The organism is Paenibacillus sp. CAU 1782, assembly GCF_054551715.1.
Map to the genome: position 1 here is coordinate 129,458 of NZ_JBTOLL010000010.1, position 26,794 is coordinate 156,251.

Annotated in this window: 30 protein-coding genes, 2 rRNA genes and 1 pseudogene; 2 read left to right on the forward strand and 31 right to left on the reverse strand. The window is 48.6% G+C overall.

Features of this window, described 5'->3' with window-relative positions; translation table 11 throughout:
- Nucleotides 1-76: 76 nt before the first annotated feature.
- From ACX93W_RS18985 to ACX93W_RS19075, 19 genes and pseudogenes are all read right to left on the reverse strand, one after another.
- Nucleotides 77-307, reverse strand: coding sequence for an anti-sigma-F factor Fin (locus ACX93W_RS18985; RefSeq protein WP_459393954.1), 231 nt, complete (start codon nt 305-307; stop codon nt 77-79).
- Nucleotides 308-361: 54 nt separating this feature from the next.
- The gene (gene pth / locus ACX93W_RS18990) at nt 362-922 is read right to left on the reverse strand and encodes an aminoacyl-tRNA hydrolase (protein ID WP_459393955.1); all 561 of its coding nucleotides are present in this window, start codon (nt 920-922) and stop codon (nt 362-364) included.
- A gap of 233 nt (nt 923-1,155) precedes the next feature.
- Entirely contained in the window at nt 1,156-1,710 is a 555-nt protein-coding gene (ssuE, locus tag ACX93W_RS18995; RefSeq protein ID WP_459393956.1) for an NADPH-dependent FMN reductase, read from the reverse strand.
- Between the two features lie 19 nt (nt 1,711-1,729).
- Nucleotides 1,730-2,650: a cysteine synthase A gene (gene cysK / locus ACX93W_RS19000; RefSeq protein WP_459393957.1), complete on the reverse strand. Its 921-nt coding sequence runs from the start codon at nt 2,648-2,650 to the stop codon at nt 1,730-1,732.
- A 227-nt stretch (nt 2,651-2,877) separates the two neighbouring features.
- Nucleotides 2,878-3,531, reverse strand: a complete 654-nt coding sequence (locus ACX93W_RS19005) for a 50S ribosomal protein L25 (protein ID WP_459393958.1) — start codon at nt 3,529-3,531, stop codon at nt 2,878-2,880.
- Between the two features lie 90 nt (nt 3,532-3,621).
- A complete protein-coding gene (gene glmU, locus ACX93W_RS19010) occupies nt 3,622-5,019 on the reverse strand; it encodes a bifunctional UDP-N-acetylglucosamine diphosphorylase/glucosamine-1-phosphate N-acetyltransferase GlmU (protein ID WP_459393959.1) in 1,398 nt (465 codons plus the stop codon).
- A 129-nt stretch (nt 5,020-5,148) separates the two neighbouring features.
- Nucleotides 5,149-5,430, reverse strand: coding sequence for a septation regulator SpoVG (gene spoVG / locus ACX93W_RS19015; protein WP_068686994.1), 282 nt, complete (start codon nt 5,428-5,430; stop codon nt 5,149-5,151).
- A 130-nt stretch (nt 5,431-5,560) separates the two neighbouring features.
- The gene (locus ACX93W_RS19020; protein ID WP_459393960.1) at nt 5,561-5,962 is read right to left on the reverse strand and encodes a RidA family protein; all 402 of its coding nucleotides are present in this window, start codon (nt 5,960-5,962) and stop codon (nt 5,561-5,563) included.
- A gap of 610 nt (nt 5,963-6,572) precedes the next feature.
- Nucleotides 6,573-7,400, reverse strand: coding sequence for a pur operon repressor (gene purR / locus ACX93W_RS19025; RefSeq protein WP_459393961.1), 828 nt, complete (start codon nt 7,398-7,400; stop codon nt 6,573-6,575).
- Nucleotides 7,401-7,483: 83 nt separating this feature from the next.
- Complete coding sequence (gene ispE / locus ACX93W_RS19030) at nt 7,484-8,338, reverse strand: 4-(cytidine 5'-diphospho)-2-C-methyl-D-erythritol kinase (RefSeq protein ID WP_459393962.1); 855 nt, start codon at nt 8,336-8,338, stop codon at nt 7,484-7,486.
- A gap of 140 nt (nt 8,339-8,478) precedes the next feature.
- Nucleotides 8,479-8,664: a small, acid-soluble spore protein, alpha/beta type gene (locus ACX93W_RS19035; protein ID WP_459393963.1), complete on the reverse strand. Its 186-nt coding sequence runs from the start codon at nt 8,662-8,664 to the stop codon at nt 8,479-8,481.
- Between the two features lie 224 nt (nt 8,665-8,888).
- Nucleotides 8,889-9,164 carry a biofilm formation stimulator Veg gene (gene veg / locus ACX93W_RS19040; protein ID WP_068686989.1) on the reverse strand — a complete coding sequence of 92 codons (276 nt, stop codon included), beginning with the start codon at nt 9,162-9,164 and terminating at the stop codon, nt 8,889-8,891.
- Between the two features lie 179 nt (nt 9,165-9,343).
- Nucleotides 9,344-10,198: a sporulation peptidase YabG gene (gene yabG, locus ACX93W_RS19045; RefSeq protein WP_459393964.1), complete on the reverse strand. Its 855-nt coding sequence runs from the start codon at nt 10,196-10,198 to the stop codon at nt 9,344-9,346.
- Between the two features lie 66 nt (nt 10,199-10,264).
- Nucleotides 10,265-11,188, reverse strand: coding sequence for a 16S rRNA (adenine(1518)-N(6)/adenine(1519)-N(6))-dimethyltransferase RsmA (rsmA, locus tag ACX93W_RS19050; protein ID WP_459393965.1), 924 nt, complete (start codon nt 11,186-11,188; stop codon nt 10,265-10,267).
- On the reverse strand, nt 11,189-11,743 hold the full coding sequence (gene rnmV, locus ACX93W_RS19055; protein ID WP_459393966.1) for a ribonuclease M5: 555 nt from the start codon (nt 11,741-11,743) through the stop codon (nt 11,189-11,191).
- 266 nt (nt 11,744-12,009) lie between these two features.
- The gene (locus tag ACX93W_RS19060; protein WP_459393982.1) at nt 12,010-12,840 is read right to left on the reverse strand and encodes a G5 domain-containing protein; all 831 of its coding nucleotides are present in this window, start codon (nt 12,838-12,840) and stop codon (nt 12,010-12,012) included.
- A gap of 39 nt (nt 12,841-12,879) precedes the next feature.
- Nucleotides 12,880-13,110, reverse strand: a pseudogene (locus ACX93W_RS19065) (ubiquitin-like domain-containing protein); the annotation flags it as partial.
- Nucleotides 13,111-13,609: 499 nt separating this feature from the next.
- The gene (locus ACX93W_RS19070) at nt 13,610-14,377 is read right to left on the reverse strand and encodes a TatD family hydrolase (RefSeq protein WP_459393983.1); all 768 of its coding nucleotides are present in this window, start codon (nt 14,375-14,377) and stop codon (nt 13,610-13,612) included.
- Between the two features lie 42 nt (nt 14,378-14,419).
- Nucleotides 14,420-15,718: an HD domain-containing protein gene (locus tag ACX93W_RS19075; protein WP_459393967.1), complete on the reverse strand. Its 1,299-nt coding sequence runs from the start codon at nt 15,716-15,718 to the stop codon at nt 14,420-14,422.
- A gap of 266 nt (nt 15,719-15,984) precedes the next feature.
- Between ACX93W_RS19075 and ACX93W_RS19080 the strand changes: the two genes are divergently transcribed.
- On the forward strand, nt 15,985-16,239 hold the full coding sequence (locus ACX93W_RS19080; protein WP_028609554.1) for an AbrB/MazE/SpoVT family DNA-binding domain-containing protein: 255 nt from the start codon (nt 15,985-15,987) through the stop codon (nt 16,237-16,239).
- A gap of 136 nt (nt 16,240-16,375) precedes the next feature.
- Here the strand turns inward: ACX93W_RS19080 and rsmI are convergent, their stop codons facing one another.
- The 10 genes from rsmI to ACX93W_RS19130 all read right to left on the reverse strand — a co-directional run bounded on the left by rsmI (nt 16,376) and on the right by ACX93W_RS19130 (nt 24,289).
- On the reverse strand, nt 16,376-17,269 hold the full coding sequence (rsmI, locus tag ACX93W_RS19085) for a 16S rRNA (cytidine(1402)-2'-O)-methyltransferase (protein WP_459393968.1): 894 nt from the start codon (nt 17,267-17,269) through the stop codon (nt 16,376-16,378).
- Complete coding sequence (locus tag ACX93W_RS19090) at nt 17,266-17,991, reverse strand: tRNA1(Val) (adenine(37)-N6)-methyltransferase (RefSeq protein WP_459393969.1); 726 nt, start codon at nt 17,989-17,991, stop codon at nt 17,266-17,268. Before ACX93W_RS19090 ends, rsmI begins: the two co-directional genes overlap by 4 nt.
- A 124-nt stretch (nt 17,992-18,115) precedes the next feature.
- Nucleotides 18,116-18,508, reverse strand: coding sequence for an initiation-control protein YabA (locus ACX93W_RS19095; RefSeq protein ID WP_459393970.1), 393 nt, complete (start codon nt 18,506-18,508; stop codon nt 18,116-18,118).
- Between the two features lie 32 nt (nt 18,509-18,540).
- Complete coding sequence (locus ACX93W_RS19100; protein WP_459393971.1) at nt 18,541-19,344, reverse strand: PSP1 domain-containing protein; 804 nt, start codon at nt 19,342-19,344, stop codon at nt 18,541-18,543.
- Between the two features lie 3 nt (nt 19,345-19,347).
- Nucleotides 19,348-20,334, reverse strand: a complete 987-nt coding sequence (gene holB / locus ACX93W_RS19105; RefSeq protein WP_459393972.1) for a DNA polymerase III subunit delta' — start codon at nt 20,332-20,334, stop codon at nt 19,348-19,350.
- A 41-nt stretch (nt 20,335-20,375) separates the two neighbouring features.
- Complete coding sequence (locus ACX93W_RS19110; protein ID WP_459393973.1) at nt 20,376-20,819, reverse strand: YaaR family protein; 444 nt, start codon at nt 20,817-20,819, stop codon at nt 20,376-20,378.
- Nucleotides 20,820-20,835: 16 nt separating this feature from the next.
- A complete protein-coding gene (locus ACX93W_RS19115) occupies nt 20,836-21,165 on the reverse strand; it encodes a cyclic-di-AMP receptor (RefSeq protein ID WP_459393974.1) in 330 nt (109 codons plus the stop codon).
- A gap of 104 nt (nt 21,166-21,269) precedes the next feature.
- Nucleotides 21,270-21,911 (reverse strand): dTMP kinase, encoded by a 642-nt coding sequence (gene tmk / locus ACX93W_RS19120; RefSeq protein ID WP_459393975.1) that lies wholly within the window; start codon nt 21,909-21,911, stop codon nt 21,270-21,272.
- A gap of 155 nt (nt 21,912-22,066) precedes the next feature.
- Nucleotides 22,067-23,965, reverse strand: coding sequence for an aminotransferase class I/II-fold pyridoxal phosphate-dependent enzyme (locus ACX93W_RS19125; RefSeq protein WP_459393976.1), 1,899 nt, complete (start codon nt 23,963-23,965; stop codon nt 22,067-22,069).
- Nucleotides 23,966-24,091: 126 nt separating this feature from the next.
- A complete protein-coding gene (locus ACX93W_RS19130) occupies nt 24,092-24,289 on the reverse strand; it encodes a sigma factor G inhibitor Gin (protein ID WP_459393977.1) in 198 nt (65 codons plus the stop codon).
- A gap of 259 nt (nt 24,290-24,548) precedes the next feature.
- Between ACX93W_RS19130 and ACX93W_RS19135 the strand changes: the two genes are divergently transcribed.
- Nucleotides 24,549-25,079: a transposase gene (locus ACX93W_RS19135; protein WP_459393978.1), complete on the forward strand. Its 531-nt coding sequence runs from the start codon at nt 24,549-24,551 to the stop codon at nt 25,077-25,079.
- 1,360 nt (nt 25,080-26,439) lie between these two features.
- Here ACX93W_RS19135 and rrf read toward each other — a convergent pair.
- Together rrf and ACX93W_RS19145 are read right to left on the reverse strand one after the other, a co-directional pair.
- Nucleotides 26,440-26,556, reverse strand: a 5S ribosomal RNA gene (rrf, locus tag ACX93W_RS19140).
- Nucleotides 26,557-26,708: 152 nt separating this feature from the next.
- Nucleotides 26,709-26,794 (reverse strand): 23S ribosomal RNA (locus ACX93W_RS19145); the annotation flags it as partial.

Sequence of the window (26,794 nt, forward strand, 5' to 3'; positions counted from 1 at the left end):
CAAGCCCACGCAAAAACAGCTACCGCCATCATCATCTGGCATAGCCTGTTCTTGCATCTTGCTATTATCGTCGCTTTTATTGAAGCGGATTTCCGACCATCATCAGATCGGGGTTGCTGTGAAGCGCTTCGTTGCAATAATCGCAGACGATTTTTACCGTTACATCGCCGTTTGAGTCATACGCTATTATATCGCTGCGTTCCTCAAGGGTCAAGAAATGAAAGCCTAGCTGCTGCTCGGTTACAGCGGCCGCGTTAATGGAGCCAATGGACGTTTTGCAATGCCTGCAGATATAGTTTACAGCCATATGTATGCCTCCCGGGGATAGGTTATACACCCAGTATGCCCACATCGGCTGCTTTTAACTATTAAACTTTGCCATCGTTTGCTCAAACGGCGATTTCAGCCCGAATTCAACCGCGTCGGCGGCTTTTTCAACCATTTCGGCCAACTTGTCCTTATCCTTTTTGGGAAAGGTCGACAATACGTAATCCGAAATGACCATTCCCGGCTCGGGACGGGAGATGCCCATCCGTATGCGATTAAAGGTCTGCGTATTCAAATGCTGGATCAGCGATTTGATGCCGTTATGGCCGCCCGCACTCCCTTGGTACCTCAATCTGAGCTTGCCGATTTCCGTGTCCAGATCGTCATAAACGACAATACCGTCCTCCAGATCCGCCTTAAAATAATCCATAAACGCTCGCACCGACTCGCCGGATAAATTCATATAAGTCATCGGCTTGATAAGCGCGACTTTAACGCCTCCAACATTTCCTTCGCCAATCAGCGCTTTGCATTTGCTGGACGTAACGGATATGCCCCACCGTTTCGCAAGCTCATCCACCACCATAAAACCGACATTATGCCTTGTATCTTTATAAGCAGAGCCAGGATTGCCCAGCCCGACGATCCATTTCATCCTTCTTTCACTCCTTTGCTTCCTGCGGAACGCCGCCTTGACGGCAGCCGTTTCAACGCCCTATAACGATTTTATCCTTTTTTCGGATTTTTTCATAGTATGGGCACAAACGGCCGTTGGGCGTGATTTCAAACGGGAAGGCAGCAGCAAACGCACAAAAAGCTGGAGCGGAAACGCGAGCGTCTCCCTCCAACTTTAAACTTAAAAAACGTATTGAAAATCCTTAACACCGGTTATGCCTCGCTTTTTCTTACCGTTTGCCAGTGCAGCTCTTCGTTCAACTGCTCCAATGAGGAATCCAGACGTGCTGTAATTTCATCGGACAACTTGTAGCCGCCTTCCTGCACCCGTTCAACCGCTTGATCCGTCGCATAAACCCCGCCTAGTATATGACGGGCGCCAAGTGCCGTCAGCACGGGCTTCAGCGAATAATCCACCGCCAGCAAATGTGCGATCGTGCCGCCGATAAACAACGGGAGGGACAGCTTGCCGTGCAGGCCCCGCTCCGGGATTAGGTCCAGGAACGTCTTCAGAATGCCGGTGTAGGAGGCTTTGTAGACCGGGCTTGCCACAATAAGGGCATCGGCGTCGGCCACAAGTCCTTGCGCCGCTTTAATCTGAAGGCTGCCGAAGTTAGCGCGAATCAGATCCTCCGGCGGCAGCTCCGCCACATGAACGAAGGAAACCTCATGGCCGCTTTCGCGCAGCTTTGCCTCGCTATAATGGATCAGACCGTACAGTCGTGAATTTCGGTTAGGCGTTCCCGATACAATAACGATTTTTGCCATTGTTCCATCCTTCTTTCCTCTAAAATAAATTGGAGCTTAAATAACGTTCGCCGTTGTCCGGCGCAATGCACAATACACGTTTGCCCTTGCCCAGCCGCTTGGCTTCCTGCAGAGCCGTCCAAACGGAAGCTCCGGAAGAGGGACCTACCAGTATGCCCTCCTGTGTGGCCAGCAGTTTTGCCGTATGCAAAGCGTCATGATCCTCCACCTGAACAATTTCATCATATACATTCTGGTTCAGAATGGGAGGGATAAATCCCGGGCTGGTTCCGATCAGCTTATGCGGACCCGGCACGCCACCGGAGAGCACCGGCGAACCCTTTGGCTCTACAACCACCACTTTAATGTCCGGAAGTTCCTTGCGCAGCGTTTCTCCGGTCCCGGTTATCGTGCCGCCCGTCCCGGCGGATGCTACGAAAACATCCAGCCTGCGGTCCATCTGCTCCAGTATTTCAAGAGCCGTGGTGCTGCGATGAATATCGGGGTTGGCGGGATTTTCGAATTGCTGCGGTATAAAACTGCCCGGTATGGTCGCTTGCAGCTCCTTTGCCTTACGGATGGCCCCCGGCATGCGCTCCTCTGCCGGACTCAAAACCACTTCGGCCCCATAGGCTTTAAGAATTTGAATACGTTCTTTGTTCATATTGGATGGCATCGTAATAATGAGCCGGTAACCTCTGGCTGCCGCATTCATGGCGAGTCCAATGCCCGTATTGCCGCTGGTAGGCTCAATAATGGTGGCGCCTGGCTGAAGATGTCCGTCAAGCTCCGCCTTCCGAATCAAATTGTAAGCCGCCCGATCCTTCACGCTGCCGCTGGGGTTAAAATATTCCAGCTTCACGAATACATCAGCATCGTCGGGGCCGGTCAGTCTTCTCAATCGAACCGCAGGGGTACAGCCAATCAAGTCCGTTATACTATCCACAACAATGGATGCCATGTGCAAGCACTCCTTATATAGGCTTCGATGTGCAAAATATATTTCTTAGTAATCATCTAGGTTTTGTTATTAACACTTTAATGTAACATATCACCGCTATTCTCTTCTGTCAATAACCATGCTATTGGGCTGCGGCTTCAACCAGGCAATTCAGGATATCGACCCCCGCGCAAAAAAGTCTCTATGACCGCTTTTCGAGCGGCATAGAGACTTTTTGGGTCCGGCTTTTATTTACTAGTGGAAATCTCTTCATGCTGCGCATGGTCGGATCTGGATTCCGCCTCCATGCTCTCTACATCCTGAGCTTCCTTTTCTTCCTCTGTCAGTTCCTTCTGAGGCGCCAGCACGGTCAGCACAACTGATGATGGCTCCACTGTAACCTCAATGCCTCCAGGCAGGACAAGATCCTGAACCAGCAAGTTTTCGCCGATGCCAAGGCCCGACACATCCGCTTCCAGAGTTTCGGGAATATCGTTCGGCAGACATTGCACCTCTACCTCATGCAGAATAGTCTGCAAGATGCCGCCTTCCTTAACGCCAACCGAATCTCCCGTTGCTTCGATCCGCACATTGGCACGAACCTTCTCATTCAAATTGATTCCTTGAAAATCGATATGCAGCAGGGTCTGATACAGGGGATCGCGCTGTACATCGGCAATCATGACTGTTTGTTTGCCATGGGCCGGAATATCAAGTTCCAACACAGCATTGGGGGTGCTCCGCAGCAGCGCGGAAAGCTCTCTCTCCTCAACGCTGAGCGCGATAGGCGCATTCAGCTGTTTACCGTATACGACGCCTGGAATTCGTCCGGAGAGACGCAACTTACGAAGCTCTCCTTTTGTTTTACCGGGCCGCTGATCTCCCTTGATTGCAATAGCCATATGGAAAACCTCCTGTCAAAAAATGATTTTCCATATAGCTTTACCCGTTCCAGGGGAACTTTAAACACAAGACCGCTTTCCGGGCCTGTTCTACTTGGAATTGCGTTCCTTCTTGGCTTTTGCGCGCGCCCTGATTTTATCCGCGTAGCCAGGCTTGTTGACCTGCCGTTCACGGGCAATGGCCAAATCGCCGGCAGGCACATCTTGGGTAATCGTTGTTCCTGCCACCACATAAGCTCCGTCACCAACCTTGACAGGTGCAATCAGATTGACATTGCTGCCTATAAAGGCGTTGTCGCCAATTTCGGTTAACGCCTTATTAAAGCCGTCATAGTTGACGGTAATGGCCCCACAGCCGATGTTAACATCTTTGCCCACTTTGGCATCGCCAACATAGCTGAGATGGGAAACCTTGCTGCCGTCATCCAGCTGCGCGTTTTTGAGCTCGACAAAATCGCCGATTTTACAATTTTGGCCCAACCTGGTCCCAGGGCGGAGATTGGCATAAGGGCCAACAGTGCTCCCGTCCCCGAGAACGGAATCCGCAGCAACGGAATATTTAACCGCAACGCCGTTACCGATCTTGCAATTGGAAATATCGGCTTGAGGGCCAATTACACATGCCTCGCCGATAACGGTTCCGCTGCGCAGCACAGTGCCCGGATAAAGAACGGTATCGCTTCCGATCGTTACATCCGCCTCAATATAGGTATTGGCCGGGTCAATAATCGTTACGCCTTCCAGCAAATGGCGTTTATTGATCCGCTCCCGCATGAAACGTTCGGCATCTGCCAGCGCAACCCGGTCATTCACCCCGATAGCTTCGGCAAGATCGTCCGTGCAATAACGTTGAACGCTTTCTCCCGCTTCCTTAAAAATCCCGATAACATCCGTCAAATAATATTCGCCTTGAGCGTTGCCATTGGTGACTTTGGCAAGCGCACTGAACAGCTTGCGATTATCAAAGCAATAGGTGCCCGTGTTGATCTCTTTAACCGCCGCTTCCTCCGGCGTGCAGTCCTTCTGCTCAACGATGCGCTGTACAACGCCGTCGGCATCCGTGATGACGCGTCCGTAGCCCGTTGGGTCCTGGAACGAAGCCGTCAGTACGGTCGCAGCCGCGCCGCTGGATGCATGGAGCTCCAGCATCGCTTTTACCGTATCGGGCTTAACTAGCGGAGTGTCGCCGCAAATGACGATCGTAGTCCCTTCTTCTCCGCCCAGCAAAGTCTCCGCCTGGCGTACGGCGTGGCCCGTGCCCAACTGCTGCTCCTGCAGAGCATATTCTGCTCCATCGCCCAAATATTGTTTTACGGTTTCCGCTCCATGTCCTACTATAACAACTGTCCGCTCGCTGGAGGCCGCCTGGACTGTGTCCAGCACGTGCCCAACCATTGGTTTGCCGCAGACGGGATGCAGCACTTTATATAGTTTGGATTTCATCCGCTTGCCCTGTCCAGCGGCAAGCACAATAGCCATCACTTTCATTCCGGTAACCTCCCTGTTCCTCTCAATCCTGTTCTGACTATATATGATATTCACAAAAAAGAAAAGAGAGCCGCAGCTCTCTTCTCAGTGGTAATACCCATTCAAAAAACATACCTGGCAAAGCATTTTTTAAGCGCCTTCCTCGATTACAACCTCTTCAGCGGCACGCTCGTACTCAGCCAAAACGGCTGCCTGAATCTTCTCACGTGTTGTGGAAGAAATCGGGTGAGCGATGTCGCGGAATTCACCATCCGGAGTCCGTTTGCTTGGCATCGCAACAAACATGCCATTGTTTCCATCGATAACCCGAATATCGTGAACCACGAATTCGTTGTCAATAGTGATGGAAGCGATTGCCTTCATGCGACCTTCGGAATTCACACGGCGGAGTCTGACATCAGTAATTTGCACTTGTGTTCACCACCTTTGCCTATCGGAGACTTGGTGTATAATTCCACAAAGTTAAGCAAATTCCTGCTCGTTTTTTGGAAAAAACATGCTTATTTAAAAATATTTTTTGTACTATGAAAGAATTTCGTTATCATTCGACATTTGTCGATGCGATGACTTCTATTTCGACAAAAACATCCTTTGGCAGCCTAGCTACTTCAACAGCTGAGCGGGCCGGTTTGTGGTCGCCGAAATAGGAAGAATAGATTCCGTTTACGATTGCAAACTGATTCATATCCTTCAGAAAGACAGTTGCCTTTACCACATCCTGGAACGTAGCTCCGCCTTCCGCAAGCACAGCTTGCAAATTACGGAAAACTTGATGCGTTTGCTCCTCGATTCCGCCTTCTACCAAATTACCCGCTGGATCCAGCGGAATTTGGCCGGAAGTAAACAGCAGGCCGCCCAGCTTGATCGCCTGTGAATAAGGCCCGATAGCAGCCGGCGCTCCTTCAGTGGAAATAACCTGGAGGTTAGGGTTAGATGTCGTCATTAATATCCCGCCTTTTTTAGAGGTTGTTCAAAAAGTCCGCTTCCCATGAGAAAACCACTATCGAGGCCTCTCGAAGATGAGCGACCGCGTTTAGCGGTAGGCTTTATTGCCAATAAAAATTTGTTGGTTCGGCAAGCCCGAAACTTACAAATTCTTATATGGTTACGCAACATGCCTAACGGCAATGGTCGCCATCGAATATGGCATTCAGCTGATTTTTGCCCCATCTAGCGGTCACCGGTGACCGCTAGAGCCCCAAATGGATACATTTGATTTGGGTAACGGTCACCGATGTCCTTTAGACACTCAAAAGTCACGTTTTTGGAGTGAATTTAAGCTTTTACGGTCATGTATGACCTTTAAAAGTGGACATTGCATCAAAACAGGGCTTTAATGGTCATGGATGACCGTTACGTGCAGGAGGTCCTTAACGTACAGGGTGTCCGTAGCGAGGCGCTAACTTCCGGCCCCGGCACTACACAAAGACGCCTGGTACTCCACAAAGACGTCGCGTAACGTTTACAAGCCGAATGCAGCCATAGGAGGCCCCTTGGCCCACATTGTTTGACCTCAATCGAAGGCAAGCGCTAACTTCTGTTTTGAGCATTTATTATGAACTGAAATAATTTCCTGGGATGATAGTGGTTTGTTTGGTTTTCATATCGACGGCGGTAAGCTTGGCAAGGGAAATATAATCCTCAAGCAGACGCTCCTCCATCTCCACTTCGCCGGACTCGACAAATACGCCGACACCCGCAACCGTCGCCTTGAATTCATAAAGCAGATCCATCATTCCCTGAATCGTTCCGCCCGCCTTCATGAAGTCATCGATAATAAGCACCCGGGATTGCTCCTTGAGTGCTCTGCGCGCCAGCGACATTGTCTGGATTCGCTTCGTGGAGCCGGAAACATAATTGATGCTTACGGCAGAACCTTCCGTTACCTTGTTGTCTCTGCGCACGATTACAACGGGAATATTGAGACAAGCCGCCGTTGCATAGGCAAGCGGAATGCCTTTGGTCTCAACCGTCATAATAACGTCGATTTTCCGGTCGGCAAATGCGGTTGCAAACATTCTTCCCACATCGGCAAGCAGATCCGGCTGTCCCAGCATGTCGGTCATATAGAGATAACCGCCGGGAAGCACCCGGTCCGGCTGCTCCAGCTTCTTGCAAATTTCCTTCATGATTTCAAGAGACAGAGACTCCCTCATCATAGGCATATATTTGACTCCACCCGCCGCACCCGCCAGCGTATGCAGTTCCCCTATTCCCTCTTCCTCGAATACTTCCTTAATGATTGCGAGGTCCTCGCTTATCGAAGATTTGGCCGATTGATAGCGGTCTGCAAATGCTGTTAGCGAAATTAACGTGTGGGGACGGGCCAAAAGGTACTGTGTCATTTCCACCAGCCTGGAACTCCGCTTCAACTTCTTCAACGCTTTTATCCCCCCACTAAATCCGAATATTATATTCACAATATAACATTTTTATACGGATTTAATCAAGGAAAACGTCATAACTATGTAAGCATTCTTACCACGTATACTTCTTTGCAAAATCCGCGTAACCCATTGTAAATACGCGGCAGCTTGGCTTCCTTGGAGACAAGACCAAAAACAGTTGGACCGCTTCCTGACATCAATACGCCATCTGCGCCCAGTTTAAGCATGCTCTCTTTGAGCTGAAGCACTTCAGGGTAATGCTTAAGCGTCACTGTCTCCAGCACATTGCCAAGCTGGCGGCACATGTCATTGAAAGAACCTTGCGCCAGTGCTTCCGTCATGCCGGCCATGCTAGGATGCCACTGAAGCTCGTTAGCACGCAGCTTCCCGTATACATCCGCTGTGGACACATTGATCGGAGGCTTGGCCAATACAACCCAGCATTGCGGCGGCGGTTGAATATGCTCCAGCTTCTCGCCCCGCCCTCTTGCGATGGCGGTTCCGCCGGTTACGCAGAAGGGGACGTCGGACCCAAGCTCAGCGCCAAGCTCGCACAGCTCGTCCTGCGGGATGCCCAATCCCCACAGCCGGTTCAAGCCGCGCAGCGTGGCAGCCGCGTCGCTGCTTCCTCCGGCAAGCCCTGCGGCAACCGGTATTTTTTTGTCCAAATGGATATAGACGCCTTTCCTGACGTCGTAACGTTCCTTGATCAGCCGTGCTGCCTGGAACGCCAAATTTTTTTCATCGAGAGGGATGTATCCTACCTGGCTCGATATAATAATGGTATCGCGCGGCAGCTCGGACATTTCAAGCCGATCCGCCAAATCCACCATTGTCATGATCATTTCGACTTCATGGAAGCCGTCTTCCCGCTTGCGCAGCACATCAAGCAGCAGATTTATTTTGGCAGGAGCCTTCTCGTATATTTTCATTCCGCTTATTCACCCGTTCATAAGAGGTATCAAGCCCCATTATAACAAAGGAACCGAAGAAAAGCGAAGAGAAGACAGCCTGCGGTTGCAAAGCTGCCTTCCGATCGTGGCTCTATTGGTCAAACCATTGCGAGGAACGCTTAAGACTGGCCTGGCTTCGATGCGGACTGCTCCGCGATCTGGATAGCCCGCTTCACCATATTGCCCGCATCTTTCGCCCTAATGCCGCCCCAACCTTCCTGCTCCACCGTATCGATGAAACCCAGGTCCTTCGCTAATTCGTATTTCAAATCCTCGGACATAACGCCTCGACGTCTGCGACCCATTTGAAATGACCTCCTGTCCAAAAGCGATTGGTGTATCCTAACGATTGAAATGCACCGGACTGCATCCGTAGTATGCGCCCCATCCCCTTCTCTCATTCCGTTCCCGCCAATTCCGGCGTTTCAACCGCAAAAACGGATTGAGCGCAAAAAAAAGGCGCAGATCCCGGTGATCTGCGCCAGCTTGCCTTATTGCGAAGGCTTACTTATATGAAGCTTACGTCCATCTAATGTTGAAGATAAGCGATACGAACTTGGCCCTCATCATTGCATACGGTCACTTCAACGGATTCCGTTAGAATGTCTGCATAGCTGTAGGAAACGCGCTTGAAGGCGTGCTGCTCCTCATCCAGCTTGACAATGAAGACAGAAGGGTAGGTTTCTTCCAACGTGCCGGTGCGTTCAATGGTTTTACGACGACCGCCGTTTGCTCTCAAACGAATTCTGGAACCAACATGAGCTTCCAAACTGCGTTTTATATCCAATAGCGCATTTTTTGCCATTGTTGACTACCACCTCTTTCCTTGTCCATTATAACCAAAGAAGGAGGGTTTGTCAAATAAAACAAAATATTATATCAGTCCGCTATTTATTTTGTCAACGGTGTTTTCGCCTTTTTTTTAAAATCCTATGCCAATGACGCTAGTTTTCTGTAATTCCGCCTAAATTATACATGTAATTTCTAGGTTGCCTTTGGTTTAGGCAGGCCTACCCGGAACCTTCCCAGGGATTCGATTCCGCCCACGCCATCAATTCCGCTGATCGTTCCATGAATAACCTCTGGCAAATTGATGGTATCACGAATCGGCGTCAGACTCGCCTTAATGGCGATATAGACGGGGTCCAGCGCATGAATCAAAATACGGCCCGGCGAGCTTGCAAAATTGGAGCCTGCCTGCAGCAGCGCTTCAAAATGCGATTGGCAAGCGCCGGCGATCACAATAAGGCCGTCCCTGTTTTTTTCGTATTCGCGAGCAACACGAACAGCATTCACAAAATTTTGTGAATTTTTGTAGTTGGTGAGGTTGTAGAGCTCGCCTGGAGCTCGATGCTTCAACACTCCGTCATGCCCCGTAATAACCACGATGTCGGGCCTTGTCTGAGGAAGCAAACGGTAAAGCACATCCGCCATTTGCGACTCATGCAAATAGAGACCCTGCGCCGGTACGCCCATGGTATTGTAGAGCTGCATGCTTTTTTTGAGATAATTGTTGTCTCCGTCCAGATGAAGCACCCGGCCCGGCATTTCAAAATAGGAGGCATCGGTCTGAGGCCGCATGCGCTCGTCGGCCGTTACGGCCATACGTTCTTTTACCGTGTGCATTTTTTCAAGTGAATCCTTCACCTTGATCCGCACCTGCTGCACCGCTCTCGTCGATTCAGGATCGCTTACGGTCGACAGGTCAGGAATCGGAGCATCCGCCAGCAGACGGTAGTCCGTGCCTTTCAGAAGGGCGAATTGGGTTCGGATGGCTTCAACACGGAACAATACGTCACCGCCATACGATTTGCGGACGACCAGGTCCCCTTGCTTCATACGTCTATCACCTCTTCGTCTATCCTATGGGCAGATGGCGTGAATGGTGAGACTTTTTGCAAGGTCTTATCTTCCCCAGCCTTTCTCCAGCAAGCTGCGGCTGAGCAGAGCAAATTCCTCCAGCGACAAGGTTTCCCCGCGGCGGCTCGGATCAATGCCGATATCGTGCAGCATCGCGTTTAGCGCTTCCCGGTTCTCCTTGCCGCATAAAGCGGTCAAATTGTTGGCAAGCGTCTTGCGCCGCTGCGCAAAGCTGGCTTGGACGACAGTGAAGAAATGATTCTCATCCGAGACGTCCACGGCTGGTTTGTCCCGCAGTGTCAGCTTGATCACCGCTGAATCCACGTTAGGCTGCGGGATAAAGACCGTATGCGGCACGGTGCAGACAAGCTGAGGCACGCAATAATACTGCACAGCCACGCTAAGGCTGCCGTATTCCTTGCCTCCCGGCTTTGCAGCCATGCGCTGCGCCACTTCCTTCTGGATCATCACGACAATATGCTTCAGTGGCAGACGTTCCTCCAGAAGCTTCATCAAAATAGGCGTAGTGACGTAATAAGGAAGGTTGGCGACAACACTGACCCCATCCACTCCTTGAAAATGCTCACGGAACAATTCCGCCAGATCCAGTTTCAGCACATCGCCATGCACGACATCCACATGCGGCTCATCAGCCAGCACATCGTTTAGAATCGGCAAAAGGCGCTGGTCGATCTCAACCGCCACAACGCGGCCTGCCGCATCGGCCAGGCGACCCGTCAACGCGCCGATGCCGGGGCCGATTTCAAGCGCGCCTTTGCTTTTGTCCAGTTCCGCGGCGGCAACGATATTGTTAAGCACATTGCCGTCGATCAGAAAATTTTGCCCCAAGCTTTTTTTGAAGGAAAATCCGTACTTTGCAATGATTTCTTTAGTTCTCTTGGGCGTACCCACTTCCGCCGCCGATTGTGACGGAGATGATTTCCCGATCTTTCCCGCATCGCCATTCATCTATTTGTGATCCTCCCATGCCGCATCCATCTCATGAAGTGCAGCCAAAAATTCATCCTTTGAAATGCGGAAGCTTGTACAACGTTTAAAAAATTGCTTCCCGTTGCAATAGCCGATGCCAAGCAGCTTGCCCATTCGCAGCCGGCGTTCCGCCGCTTGCTCGTGCACGATCAGCCCCGCATCCATCAGATCTCCCCAGTCCACCTCGCCGGCAACCTCGGCCGTTTCCGTCCGCAGCTCGGAGAGAGCCTTCCGAATGGCTTCAGGGCTGGCATTTTCGATGCCAATATCGCCTTTGTACTCCGCCTGCTCCTGCGGCAAAAAAGCATGCTTGCAGCCCGGCGCATGCCGCGCGACAATTTTGCGGATTCTTTCTCCCGCATGATCGGGATCCGTAAAAATAATAACTCCCCGTCTTTCGTTGGCCAAAGCAATCCGGCGCAGCACCGATTCTCCGATAGCCGATCCGTTTGTTTCAATTGTATCTGCATCAACAGCGCGTTTGATCGCCGCGGTATCATCCTTGCCTTCCACCACAATGATTTCCTTGATCATGGCGTATTATCCTCCATTCCGAGCCTTTGAACAAGCAAAAAGAAGAGGCGGCGCCTCTTCTTGAATCTAGGGCGTGTCTGAAAACTCGCTCAAGGGCATCTATCACCGCCTTTTCGCCCCCTGCTGCGTTACTTTTCCTTGACTTACCCCCGGTAAGCCTTCGAAAAAGCGCCTTGCATGGAACAAAAATTCGGAAATATCTGCTCCTTGCGGAGTCTTCAGACACACCCTACCATATTCTGCTGCTGATTGCGAATGCCAACATCCTAACTGGATGTTGGCTTATTCGGTCCAAGAATGTACACGGTATAGCCGGACTTCCTGCCGAACTTGTTCGCTTTGCTTTCGCTTTCGAAATAAACATCTATTTTGTTGCCTTTAATCGCACTGCCCGTATCCTCTGCCCGACGGAAACCTATGCCTTCAATGTAAACCCACCAGCCCATGGGTACGACTTTGGGGTCGACCGCAATCGTTCTTCCTTCCTGAACCTTGGTTCCGGACGCCGTAATGCCGTATTGCGGATGATCCTCGTCTTTGCCCGTAGAAGCAACTCCAGCGGAATATGCCGTTAGAGTTACACTTTCGAGCACCTTTTTCGCCTTAAAGGTTACATCGCCCTTCGTAACCGTCGCAACGCTTGGACTGTTGTTAGACAGCACCGTTACTTTTGGTTCAGGCTTTTTCGTGCCAACTGCTACAATCTGGTCGACAACTGCCGTTTCGACAACCTCGCTGATGCTTTGGCTGGCGACAAGCACGCCATCTTCGTATTTTTGCTCAAAGCTTTCAACCACGACGCCTTCTTTGCCTGACTGGACCACCTTTTCCTTGCCTTGTTCCAGATTAGGGTCGTTTTTCTTCACGATAGAGAAGGGTACGTTTTTTTCCTGCTTTGACACCTTGGTATCTACGCGGACAACCGTTACCGTTTCATTCGCCTCCAGGCTATCGGTAAGCGGAGGTGTTACTTTATCATCATTGCGCAGGGATAGATTGACCTCGCCTATCGCCGCTTGTACTGTCTTCTCTGTCGTGTACACCGTTAATGTCTTGCCGTCTGCTTTTACAATTACCGGTATCGCTTGATCCACCACGATACGGTCACCATTCTTTATAGGGGAATTAAGTGGGACTGACACCTCGTCGTGTGGTCCTATTGTAATAGCTTGTTCATCCAGTAGGCGTTGTAGAACCCATTGCTTTGTTTTCACAACGGTTTCTTGTCCGTTCACTACTACGGATACGCTTTTCACCGCGGTTCCGTACAACAACACCAAAAACATGAAAGTCATAGCGATTGAGATTACTGCACTCAAAATAATCAAACGCAAGTTTCCATGCTTCCATCGCATTGCGAAAGTCATGCTGGATGATCGTTGCCCATGGGTGTCCTTAAATTGGATTAAGCCCACTACTTCGGTCCTCCTTCATAGCCCCGCCGCCAAGTGTTACGCATGTTACAACTGACGCGACTATAATCAAATTGGCGCGCTAGCGCGCTCTTCCGTATAGCAGAGTTCTCTCACCCCCTGTTCCATCCCTATGACGACGATTGATTGTTTATTCAAACTTGGGGGCTGGTCGTCGTTCGGGAGGTTCTTGGGGCGACATCCCAATGGGCAGCATCGGGAAGCAATCGAGGGGAGAGTTATGGGGTTAAACCAGTCTGCTATACTGGAAATGGAATACAAAAGGTAAAGCTCTGATTTGAATCATACCTTCATCAGAGCCTTGTTGTAAAGAACCGATAAAATGCGATTTAACCGAAAAAAGCGGGTTAACTTTGAAAAAATCAAGGAATTGGCCGATAAAAATCAGTTTTTTTGCGCGAAAGGTCTTTATTTCTCCCTCTTTGACCGACTTTTACTCAATACCAAAACATTTTTTTCCGTTTTCGGTCGTAATCCGGCCCAATTCTTCGACCGATATCCCCTTAATTTCGGCTGCCGCCTCTGCTACAAACGAGACGTAGGAGGACTCATTTCTCTTCCCTCTAAATGGGTTAGGTGTCAAATATGGGGAATCTGTTTCGATCAAAAGACGATCTAAGGGAACGCTTGCAAGAGCTTCCTTTGGTACCCTGGCATTTTTGTAAGTAACTGGTCCTCCAAACGAAATATAGAAATTCATATCCAGGCATATTTTTGCGGTTTCCGGACTTCCGGAGAAGCAATGCATAACGCCTCCCACTTCCTCCGCTTTTTCCTCACGCAATATACTCAAAATATCCTCATGAGCATCCCGATTATGAATCACGATTGGTTTGCCTATTTTACGCGCTAGCCGAATTTGCTGCCGGAACACCTCATGCTGCACCTCTTTGGGCGATGTGTCCCAATAATAATCCAGCCCGATTTCGCCAATCGCCACCACTTTAGGATGTCGGCAAAGCTCCTCTATCCAGATCAGGTCCTCAGGCGTCATATGGATGCTCTCCACCGGATGCCAGCCAACCGCGGCATAAATAAAATCATATGTCTCCGCCAATTTCATCGTTGTAGGAATCGTTTCGCGGTCAAAGCCGATGTTGACCATCAGCTCCACGCCCGCTTCCCGGGCGCGCATAATGACAGCTTCCCTATCATCATCGAATTTATGGGAATCCAAGTGAGTATGTGTGTCGAACAGCACAGCCATGTTATCCATTTCTCCTTTATAGAGGTTGTTCTCACTTTAATTTAGGTGTAAAGCTTGAATTATTTTTTCGGGCAAAAGGTGTTTATGAAGCAATAAAGGTTCCTCTGGAAAATAGAGACGGTATTCGCCTTGATGCAGCCCTGTAATGGAACGAACGATGTCGGATTTCATGGAAATTTCGCTAATGCCGCCTTCACGATCCAGCAACAAAATCGGAGCTTTTCCACCCTTTTCTCCCTTTTTCTGATCCGGCCTGTATACATCGTAAGGAAGGTCGAAGGGATAATCAATCTCCATATGATAGGTCGGATCGAGGCCGATAGACGGCATCAGCCCCGCAAGCTCGGACAGCCACGTTTCATCGGGATGATCAATGGTTACATATTTATATAGCTTTCGGTTCAGGAAGCGCCAGCACAGATTGCTCAACAATCCATCCTCCTCCTGGCACCATTCGGCAAATGCGCTTTGCGCCAAAGCCTCGTCAAGCTTCAAATAATCCTGCAGATCGAGACTATTGTCGAGCAGATGCTTAAGCGGCTTCGACATCCAGGAGAAAGTGTATCCTTCCTGGTTCAACTGCTGCGCCCGACGGAAAATTTGCCTCAGTATAATTTCGGAGCTTCGCGTTACCGGGTGAAAATAAATTTGCCAATACATCTGATAACGCGACATCAAATAATGCTCCACCGCATGCATGCCGCTTTCCTTCACAACGATTTGGTCGCGATTTGGACGAAGGACGCGAAGAATTCGCTCCAGATCGAATGTACCGTAGTTTACGCCGGTAAAATAAGCGTCCCGTAACAAATAATCCATACGATCCGCATCCATCTGGCTGGATATTAGGCTGACCACAATCGGCTTTGGATATGTTTTGGAGATAACGCCCGCTACCTGACTCGGGAACTCCGGGGACACTTTTTTGAGCACCGCATTAATCTCTGTATCTCCAAGCAAAATATTGCATGTCCATTGTTCATGGTCCGTGTCGAAAATGTCCTCCAGAGAATGAGAGAAGGGACCATGTCCCACATCGTGAAGAAGCGCCGCGCATAAGGAAACGAGCCTTTCTTCGACAGGCCAGTCGGGATATCCGTTTCTCTCGAATTGCGAAATAATGCGACGCGTAATTTCGTATACGCCCAGCGAATGGGAAAAACGGCTGTGCTCGGCTCCATGAAAGGTCAAATAGGTTGTTCCGAGCTGCCGGATTCGACGCAAGCGTTGAAATTCTTTCGTATTAATAAGATTCCAGATCGTTTCATCCCGCACATAAACATAATGGTGAACGGGGTCTTTAAATACTTTTTCTTCCGATAATGGTTTCTTCATTCTATCATCTCCTTTGTTCATATTTTCGACACAATTCTAAGTGGTAGTGTCGAATAATGTCGTAATTTAGTTTCCAAAATGTCGAAGCTGTTGTATTCTATTACAGAACGAATCAAGCTCGATGTTCCTGAAAACGGTGTAAGCACGCTGTTTTATGAGAATTTTCTAGGTTGACTGTTTTGGGAAGAGTTGGTATTATAGTAACATAGAATCTACAAAGAATGTCGAATCGTGACGAATAATATTTTTGAGAGGATTGATAAACAATGATGAAATCCACCGGTATTGTCCGTAAAGTTGATGAGCTTGGACGCGTTGTTATTCCAATTGAATTGCGCCGTACGCTGGGCATCGGCGAAAAAGATGCACTTGAAATTTATGTAGACGGCGAGCGCATCATGTTGAAGAAATATGAGCCTGCATGCATCTTCTGTGGCAACGCAGAAAACGTTTCCTACTTCAAAGGAAAAATTGTTTGCCATATTTGTTTATCAGAAATGCCTACTCCTGTGACAAAATAAAAAAAATCGGTTATAATCAATTTATACCTACTTGTTAATTCTAACCTTTTTATACTCCTTGATGCCTTCCTAGCTAGAACCCGGCCAGGAAGGTCCTTTTTTTTTCATTGAAAATCGAACTTTTTGAATCTCGCAATTAGCGGTTTACTTCATTATATACATCCCGCTTCGACATTCCGCGGTCAATGGCCGTCTGCTTAATCGCTTCCTTGCGGCTCATCGTGTTTTCATAATGTGTGACATGCGATTCCAGATCAAGAGCCTCCCACCAAGCGTTTCCTTCAGCATCCTGATTTCCTTCTTCTTCTCCCGCGCCTTCCATCACGATACAAAATTCACCCTTGGGTTCATGCTCGCCAAACCATTGTATAGCTTCCGAAATGGATCCGCGAAGCACTTCCTCATGCCGCTTTGTCAATTCACGCGCAACCGCAATTTGACGATCGCCCACAACATCCAGCATATAAGCAAGCGTCTTCGTAATACGGTGTGGCGATTCATATAACAGAACAGTTGCCTGCACACGTCCAAGCTTCTCCAGTTGCTTCTGGGCCGATTTTTTGTCTCTGGGCAGAAAACCCGCAAACAGGAATCGCTCCGTTGGCAGCCCGGACATAATTAATGCCGACAAAGCTGCATTGGCTCCCGGGACAGGAATAACCGCGATCCCCTGCTCCGCCGCATCGCGTACCAGGTCAGCGCCAGGATCCGATATCGCTGGCAAACCGGCATCGCTGACCAATGCAATATTTTTTCCTTCTATTAATAAGCGTATGAGTTCTGGTCCGCTCGCCGACTTATTATGCTCATGATAACTGACCAGCCGCGTATGGATTTCAAAATGCGTCAACAGCTTTCGAGTTTGCCTTGTATCCTCCGCAGCAATCATATCGACTTCCTTCAGAATACGAATGGCACGAAAGGTCATATCCTCCAAATTCCCGATAGGCGTTGCTACAAGGTATAGCTTGCCCGCTCCGCCCTCATGGCTTCCTGATTCATTTCCGGCGTAGCTTTTTTGTACGTTCATACAATTTGCACTCCTTCATCGTTATACACCATAATCGGGGGCAGGAGCCTAATATCCGGTTTCCCGTCACGGCTCGCTTCAATCAAAATCATATTGGCTTCCGATCGGGAATTGGGGTGAACAAACTGAATACGTTTGGGCTCCAGCCTCCATTTACGCATCGTTTCAACGATATCCAGCAGACGGGAAGGACGATGTACCATATACAACTTGCCGCCTGGACGCAGCAAACGACTGCAGGCTTGGACCAGTTCTTCCAGACTGCAATGAATTTCATGGCGCGCGATGGCATAATGCTGATTTTCGTTTTTATCTCCGCTTGTCACGGGCATATAAGGCGGGTTGACGGTAATCGCGTCATAAGCCCCATTCCCAGCAATAGCGGGATATTGCCGCAAATCCTGCTCCAGCACATTTATTCGCTCCTGCAGACCGTTCAACTCTACGCTTCGCCTGGCCATATCCGCAAGACGGGGTTGAATTTCGATCGCATCAATCCGGGCGTTTGTTTTTGCTGTAAGCAAAATAGGAATGACCCCATTGCCCGTACATAAATCCGCAATGCGGCCTTGTCTGGGCACGTTTGCAAAACGGGAAAGCAATACCGCATCCAACGAAAAGCTGAATACTTCCTTGCTTTGAATAATCCGAAATCCCGTATCCATCAACAAATCGTCAATTCGCTCTCCCGGTGCAAGGATATGCTGCGACTCCTGCGACATTCTTGATCTCTCCTTTTGGATAATGAAAAAACCTCTAGCGAAGCCTCTCGAAGATGAGCGACCGCGTTTAGAGGTTGGTGTAAAAGAACCGCCCTCAGGACGGTCCTTTCAATACTAAATCGGCTTACTTATTTAAGAAAGACAGACAAAACAGACAATCCCCTTCTGTTCGAAGGTGTCCGTAATACACATTGCAAATATGGAAGCCTTCATGATACAACCGGGTCAGGTTATCATGTCCTTCTCCAACGGCTACGGAATCATCCTGAACTGCTGCTGGTTCATCAGCAGCAACCGGCGCCGTTTCAAGCTGATGGCCGGCTGCCAATTGAACTTCGCGTTCGGCTGCCGTTTCGCGCTTGAATACTTGTCTCAGTTGATGATTCTCGATGCTGAGCCGTTTGTTCTCTTCCAGCAGCTCTTTTACCTTCTGCTTGAGAGCGCCAAATTCGGCATGAAATGATCCGACCCGATTATCCAACTCATCCATCTGAACAAAAATATCTCTCTTCTCCAAGTCCCCACCCCAGAGCTTCAGCCCTGCCGCCGCTACTTGATTACGACATCATCCAGCGGCAGTTCTTTTGGTTTGCCCGGCACATCGAACAACTGCACATAAACGGATTTTGAGGAAGCATTAATGCCCGTCACTTTGCCTTCACCATAAGAGGTAATGACGATTTTACCAATGGCCGGCAGTTCCTCACGTACGCTTTCGTAATTGTCATGCTCATATTTCAAGCAGCACATCAAACGCCCGCATAATCCCGATATTTTGGTTGGATTTAGCGATAAGTTCTGATCCTTCGCCATCTTGATGGACACAGGCTCAAAGTCGCCTAACCAGGAAGAGCAGCAAAGCACTCTGCCGCAAGGTCCGATGCCGCCAAGCATCTTCGCCTCATCCCGCACGCCGATCTGGCGAAGCTCGATCCGGGTCCGGAATACGCTGGCCAAATCCTTAACCAGCTCGCGGAAGTCAACTCTGCCCTCCGCCGTAAAATAAAAGATAATTTTGTTGCGGTCAAACGTGAACTCAACGTCAACCAGCTTCATCCGCAGCTGATGACTCTTGATCTTGTCCAGACAAGTCGTAAATGCCCCCTTGGCAGCTGAACGATTCTCCTCTACCACCTGGGCATCACTATCGCTGGCAATGCGTATCACTTTCTTGAGAGGGAGTACAACATCCGATTCACCGACTTGCTTCTGTCCCACCACCACTTTACCGTATTCGATTCCGCGGGCAGTCTCAACAATAACATGCTGCTCTTTGTCCACGGGATGTTCGACCGGATCAAAGTAATAGATCTTGCCCGCTTTCTTGAAGCGGACACCGATGACATTATACAAGGATTAGCCCTCCTGTAGATTTACCATTAATTGCTCCATCGCCAGTTGGGGCGCCACATTGCTCCGTATGCGCTTGCCGGCTTCCAACACATGCTCCATACAGGATACCCAGCCCCCGAACGAGCGATTGTAAGCATGACTGCTTATCCATTCCAACTGATCTATAAAAACAATCTTGTCCCGCCTGCCGGCTTGGAACTGTGTCAAATCTTTAAACCAAAGCATTAAAAGCGAAAGCAGCAGACTGACATGTTGCCCCATGTCTTTTTTGGATAACTGCTGCTGGATGGTGACCATCGCCGCGGTGAATCGGGTTATGCTCTCCTTGCCTAATTGTATCACTAGGTTTCGGATTTCTGCAAACTCATTCTGACCAATGATTTCTCTTGCTCCGGTTATTCCGGAGGATAAATGAACCGCCGCCCTGGCCAGCAGAGGAGGCGCACCTTCCTGAACCAGCTGCTCCAGAATGGTGTCGGGAGGAAGCGGCAGAAACGGCACCCACTGCGTTCTGGAGCGAATCGTGGGCAATACCGCTTGTCCGTTATCCGTAATCAGAATGCCGACGATTTGGGCAACGGGTTCTTCCAGAAATTTAAGCAAGCTGTTGGCTGCCTGCAAGGTCATTTTTTCCGCGCCTTCCATAATGTACACAGCCCGCTCCGACTGGGTGCTGCGATAGGACAACTTCCGTTGAAGCTCCCGAACCTGGTCGATTTTGATGCTTTGCCCGTCTGGAACGATCTTGATCAGATTAGATTGGTTGCCATGATGAAACTTGCGGCATTCCAGGCATTCTCCGCAGGCCTCCCAGCCGCCGGCCGTACAAAACAGCGATTCTGCAAAAGCTTCCGCGATCGCCATTCTCCCGCTTCCCGCCGGTCCGTTAAACAGATAGGCATGAGATATTTTATCGTTCCGCAGCGCATGCTCCAATATGCGAAGCGCCTTCCATTGGCCGCCGGATTGCGCCAGTTGCTCCAAGCCCATAACCTTGATCCTTACCTTTCTTCTCTTCTCCGTCTTTCACGTCAAAACAGCAAATTAATAAGAATCCCGCGTATTTCCCCGATTTTATGAAGAAGGTCTATTCGGCCCTGCTCGCTTTCCAGCAGCTCCTCCGCCATGGACAAAAGCTGGTCGTCGATCTCATCAAGCAGTTTATATCGTTTGACACGTCCGCGGCGGTCAAACCCCCGAACTTCCTTGAGCCCGACGCCGCGTCTCATGGTGTCTTCCAGAAACTTTTTCACCATTTGGCGGTAAAGCTTCAGTTCGCGAACCGTCATTAGCTTGGAGAGTCTCTCTCCTTGCTTATGAATATCCATCAGCTTCTGCTGCAGCTCTTCCTGCGTCCGCTGTGCGTCCTGTTGGACCATCACATCGGCAAAGTTAACGGGCTGAACCGGTTTTGCCGTTTGATCGGTTGAAGTCCTATTTTGTCCCAAAAGCCTCGGGCCATGATCAACTCTCATATTTACTCACGCCCAATCAGAAATGTTCAAAGCGTTCAACAGGAAGTACAAATACAGCGGCGCCGCCAATCTGGACCTCCACAGGGAACGGAATATAGGAATCCGTTGAACCGCCCATCGGCGAAACAGGCGTCACCAGTTGATCTCTCACCTTGCAGTTTGCTCCGATGACTTGAAGCACCTCATGCACGCGCTCGTCCTCGATTCCGATCAAAAACGTTGTATTGCCTGCCCTCAGGAAGCCGCCTGTACTTGCAAGTTTAGTGGCCCGGAAGCCTTCGCGCACAAGCGCGTTTGACAATCGATTGCTGTCTTTGTCCTGTATCACTGCAATTACTAATTTCATGGTCGTTCCCTCCTATGGTTTGGTATGGCTATTGACTGTTATTGACTGGACGCGGCTGCTTAGTCCGGGAGCTTAAAACTGTTTATGGTTAAAGGATTTGACGTTTAACCCGTAATTCCTTCCAACCTGGTCTCCACAAGGCGCAGAACTTGGCGATATACCTCTTCCTTACTCTGTTCGGCGTTAACTTCGACGATCCGGTCCGGATAACGTTGGAGCAGAATCCGGTAGCCTTCACGAACCCGCTCGTGAAAGGTGATTTTCTCCAGGTCAAGACGATTGATTTCACGTTCTGCCGACTCCTGAATTCTTCTCAGTCCAACTTCAGGAGAAATATCCATATAAATTGTAAGATCCGGCATCACATTGTTTATGGCAAAATGGTTAATGCTCCAGATCTCATCCATTCCGATGCCTCGTGCATGTCCCTGGTAAGCAAGCGAACTGTCGACGAAGCGATCGCAAAGCACGACTTCTCCCCGCTGCAGAGCCGGAATCACTTTCTCCACTAAATGCTGCCTACGTGATGCAGCGTACAGCAACGCTTCGGTTCGGGCATCCATCGTTATATGCTCACGGTCGAGTATGACGGAACGGATTTTTTCCGCAATGGGAATCCCTCCGGGCTCTCGGGTAAGCATTACGCTTCTGCCCGCTTCCTGCAGCTTATGCGCCAGCTTTTCAAAAAGTGTGGTTTTGCCCGCGCCTTCGCCGCCTTCTATTGTAATAAACCATCCTCTGTTCAATCTTCGGTTCCCCTAACTCGTAGAGACTGTTCAAAAAGCCCGCGTGGGTCTTTCCGATCACGCACTCTTAGGATTATGCTTGTTCTTATTGTAGCAAAGGCCTACCGTAACGACAATGAAAGTTTGTCATAATGGCGCGGCTTTTGAAGCATATTTCAATTTTTTTCTTCTATTAATATAGATATCGTTCTCATTGTCTCGTCAACAGCTCCCTGGAATTTCGCACCATCTGCAGCCAGCCTTGTAATTTCCAAGGCAATCGCTTCGGAAATGACCTCTCCTTGGTAGAGCAATGGGATGCCAGGCGGATAAGGAACAACCATTTCTGCCGATATTCGGCCTGCTGCTTCATTCAGTGACACCCTGGCTGTCTGAGGCCCTGCAGCATCTACAATCTCCCGCGAAAACAACACCGGCTTGCTTATGCCAACCCCTTTTTCAGCTATATAGCCTTCTTTTGCAGTTATATACCCTTCTTTTGTAGCTATAAACCCTTCTTTTGCAGCAATAAACCTTTCTTTTTCAGCTATAACCCCTTCCTTTTCAGCTGCTTCTGTTCGCGAACCCATCAATTGTTCCGACTTATAGCGCAAATGAATTTCTTCTATCGTCTTTTTGAGTACATGGAGTGTTTCTTCCGTCATACCAATGCCAAAAATGAGCAGCGTATAGTCAGAATTGGACATTTCCGCCCAGCATTGTCCTCGCTCCAGCTCCCGCTGCAGCTCAAATCCCGTCAATCTACCCGATGCATCATACAGCAAAATCCTCAAGGGATCGTATTGCAGCCTATCCCTGTAATGGTCCAGAAGCTTTTCCGATCTAATTCCCGCTTGACCCGATGAATCGCTCATTCTGACCATACCCGATTGTTGTTCCAGTGGCTCCCCCATTCTAGCTTTTCCTGCTTGGGTAGGTGATTCACTCGTATTGGCTAATTCTTCTTGAGCGAGTAATGCATTCGTTCTGACTAGTTCTTCTTGAGCCAGTAATTCACTCATTCTAGCTAGCCCTGCTTGAGTAGATGATTCACTCGTTCTGGTTAGTTCTTCTTGAGCTGGTAGTGCTCTCGTTCTCACTTGTTCTTCTTGTACGCGTGGCTCGTACGCTCTGATCATTCCCGCTTGCTCCTGGAGCCAACGTTTAAATTTTTTAGCCGCATCTATAGCACTTTGAAATAAGGCTGGACCAGCCGCATCGATCATAGCCCGGGAAATATCGAGAGAAGCCATAATAGGAAATGAGGGACTAGAGCTCTGAATCATGGACAAATATTGCTTTAGTTTTCCCCGGTTCAAATAATCTCCCTGCAAATGCAGCATTGCTCCCATCGTTAAGGCAGGCAATGTTTTGTGAGCGGATTGAATAACTGCATCTGCTCCTGCCGCGATTGCAGAGCCAGGGAACTCAGGATGCAGACCGTAATGGGCGCCATGGGCTTCGTCGACAAGCAACGGTATGCCATGGTCGTGGCAAATTTTCGCATAGGATGCAAGATCGACCCCCATACCGTAATAGTTTGGATTGCTCAAAAATACAGCCTTGGCATCAGGGTACTGATCAATTGCGGCTTCAACCAACTCAGTCGAAGGAACGGTGGCAAGCGCGCTTGTTCTCTCATATTCAGGGTTCAGGAAGACAGCTTTTGCTCCTGCCAGCTTTAAACCATGAATCACGGATTTATGTACATTGCGCTGCACTAGGACAAGGTCGCCCGTTCCGCATGCGGCCAGCAGCATACCTATATTTCCTGCAGTACTTCCCCCAACCAGAAATAACGTCTCATCTGAGCCAAAAGTTTCCGCAGCAAGCTGCTGAGACTCTGCAATGCAAGCCTCGGGATGGTGAAGATCATCGGTGGAAGATAGTTCAGTCAAATCAATATCCATCACATTCAGGAACAAATCCTGCAAACCTTCCACCGACTTCAGCCCATTTTCTATGCCATATTGAAAAGCCCGGCCTCCATGATGACCAGGTACATGAAAGCTAACCGGATTACCGTCTCTATGGCGAACCAGCGCTTCGTAAAGCGGAGCTTTTATTTTTGCCATGATTCTATAATTCCTTTCAGTTGGTACTCAAATGAATATAGATGTATAAGGATGAATATCTCCATTGTATCGAAACAGCTTCTTCCCCGTAAACGAAAAAAAGAGCAGCCTTTGCTCCAAGGCCGCTCAAGCATTCTTTTCCATAAAAAGCTGCTTCATCTGATTAATAAAAAATGGATATTTGGCATCCTTCACATCAGTATGAACCATTTCTGTTTCACAGCCATTGCAGATAAAACCCAGCACAATTCGAATTCCTTCGCCTTCGGCTTTATGCTCTCCGCATATGCTGCACCGGTAAACATGATGATTTTCCACCATCATCACCTGCTTTCTGCCGCCATTTTCCTATACCTACTATTATGACACTTATTCTAGTGAAATATACTTGTTTCATAATGGATTTCAAATATTTATATATGGTATGCGCCATATGGGCAATTGGTGTATCCACGAACCATGGAAATATTAGTTGATGGGTATAACTTGTCCCGTTTAAAGAGCATTTTCATTCAAACTAATTCACCAATTCCCTCTTTTTGCCGATATAAATAAATGAACAATCAAGCAGGAGGGCATTGTCATGAAGCGATCTTTATCCGATCAAAAAGATGCTACGATCTATCAATATCAGCTAATTAAACGCATTCTTATTAAACCTGAACTTGTCATCAGCCATTCCATCATCGCATTCATTTTCTTGGGAGCCCAATTCCTTGTCTATGATATGGACGGTTTATTCTCTTGGCTATTTGGCTTCGCTGCTATTCAATTACTTCATATTATTATTATCCTATTAACCTTTATTTCGGTCACCGAAGCAACCGATCGCCAGTGGTCTTGGCGTATTAGTCCGCCTTGGATAGGTTTCAAGCCAATCAATGACATCACCTTGCTTATTTTCCGTCGTGTTCATCGACATCTGTTTTGGTTGGGCATATGCGTAATCGCCGTTCTTTACCCCTGGATCGGTCCATCGCTGTTTATTAGCCTAATTTGCTGGCATGTCTGGGTCATTGTACCGAGACTGATGATTTCGTTCGCCTTTCGCAAACAACGGAAAGACGGCGTATTACGGCTGCAGATGAGAGAAGCTTCTTATTACCATCGCTAGGCTTGTATCCATCATAACAAATCAATTACCATAGCTGGAATGGACTACTTAAAACTTATCGAACATCTCACCACATGAGCTGAGCAGAACAATAGCAGGACAAGAAAATCAACTCCATTGGCGAATCAAAATGCTCATTATGCTAATTAATTTGTAATGGTCATCCATGACCGTTAGCCAGCCATATCGTGATAAATTGAATTTCTAACGGTCAAATCCGTCCATTAGAAGCCAGAAACGCCGATTTTTCATCAAATGTGATCGCTAACGGTCACATTTGACCATTAAAACATGCAGAGTGTGTAATTCACCCCTCTAACGGTCAAAAACGTCCGTTACAAAACCAACCACAAACAAAACACAATCCGACCAATTGCAGAACGCACATGCTTACAAACCATCAAACCGAAAAACCAACAAACCGAACAACTGACGAATTGACAAATCGACAAATTGACAAACCGACAAACTGACGAACGAACAAACTGACGAACGGACAAATTGACAAACTGACGAATGGATCAACTCACAAAATGACTAACTAACTATAGTTTTTTGCAAAGAAACTTTAAACGATAACAAAACGAAGAAACGCCCTACAATACCTATAATAGCCGCATATTCACACGAATCCCATCCACTATATCTATCATCGCTCTGCTACCCTAATATACTCCTATAGGTTTTAGTTCTGTTGTGCTCTTTAGCTCCGTTATGTATATTAGCGGCGCAGTTTGCATTTTAAAATTTTAAATACATAAGCTTACTTAACCCCAACCGAAACAGCCTGTCGCAGATGATTGCAACAGGCTGCTTGAGTTTGACATTGGCCATTCCGCACCGGTTGAAGAAGCTTCCTCGATATATCCCCTTAACGGGTCATGCAAAGGCATTTGTCTGTAACGGACATCCATGTCCGCTAGCCCGCCAAAAATCAACACATTCATATTCTAATGGTCACATTTGTCCATTAGAGAAAAAAATCAACGATTATGAGCCTAATTCGATCGCTAATGGCCATTGATGACCGTTAAACTTCCTAAAATGCGGAAAATGACCTTCTAACGGTCACGGATGACCGTTACACTTCTATCGGCACCAATAAATCACCGTCTGAATTTACCTCTAAAGTCGGGCAATCTTCATTGGGTGACTTTGATCAGAGGTCCAGACACTCTTCAATCCATGGTTTAGACACTTTTCGATCAATAGTTCAGACAATCTTCGATCACCTATCCCCTTGGGAAAGGAAACGTCGTGGGAGAGGAAACGTCGCAGGAGCACCTCGGATGACCTTGATCCGAAACAATCCCTCAAACAACAAAAAACCTGCCGCAGTAATCTGCGACAGGCTGTTTGTGCTTGGCGACGTCCTACTCTCCCAGGACCCTGCGGTCCAAGTACCATCGGCGCTGGAGGGCTTAACGGTCGTGTTCGGGATGGGAACGCGTGGTTCCCCTCCGCCGTCATCACCAAACGGTGTTGCTCGATGATTCTGTCTCCTGAATAACTTCAGAAAAGACACAACCCTAATCGTCAAGGTTTTGTACCTTGAAAACTGGATACGAAAGAGTGCTTCACGTGTACTTTAACTGGTTGCTTGACGCTTGTATGAGCAATCAAGTCTAATAGGATAAGCCCTCGACCGATTAGTATTCGTCAGCTCCACACATTGCTGTGCTTCCACCCCGAACCTATCAACCTCGTCGTCTTCA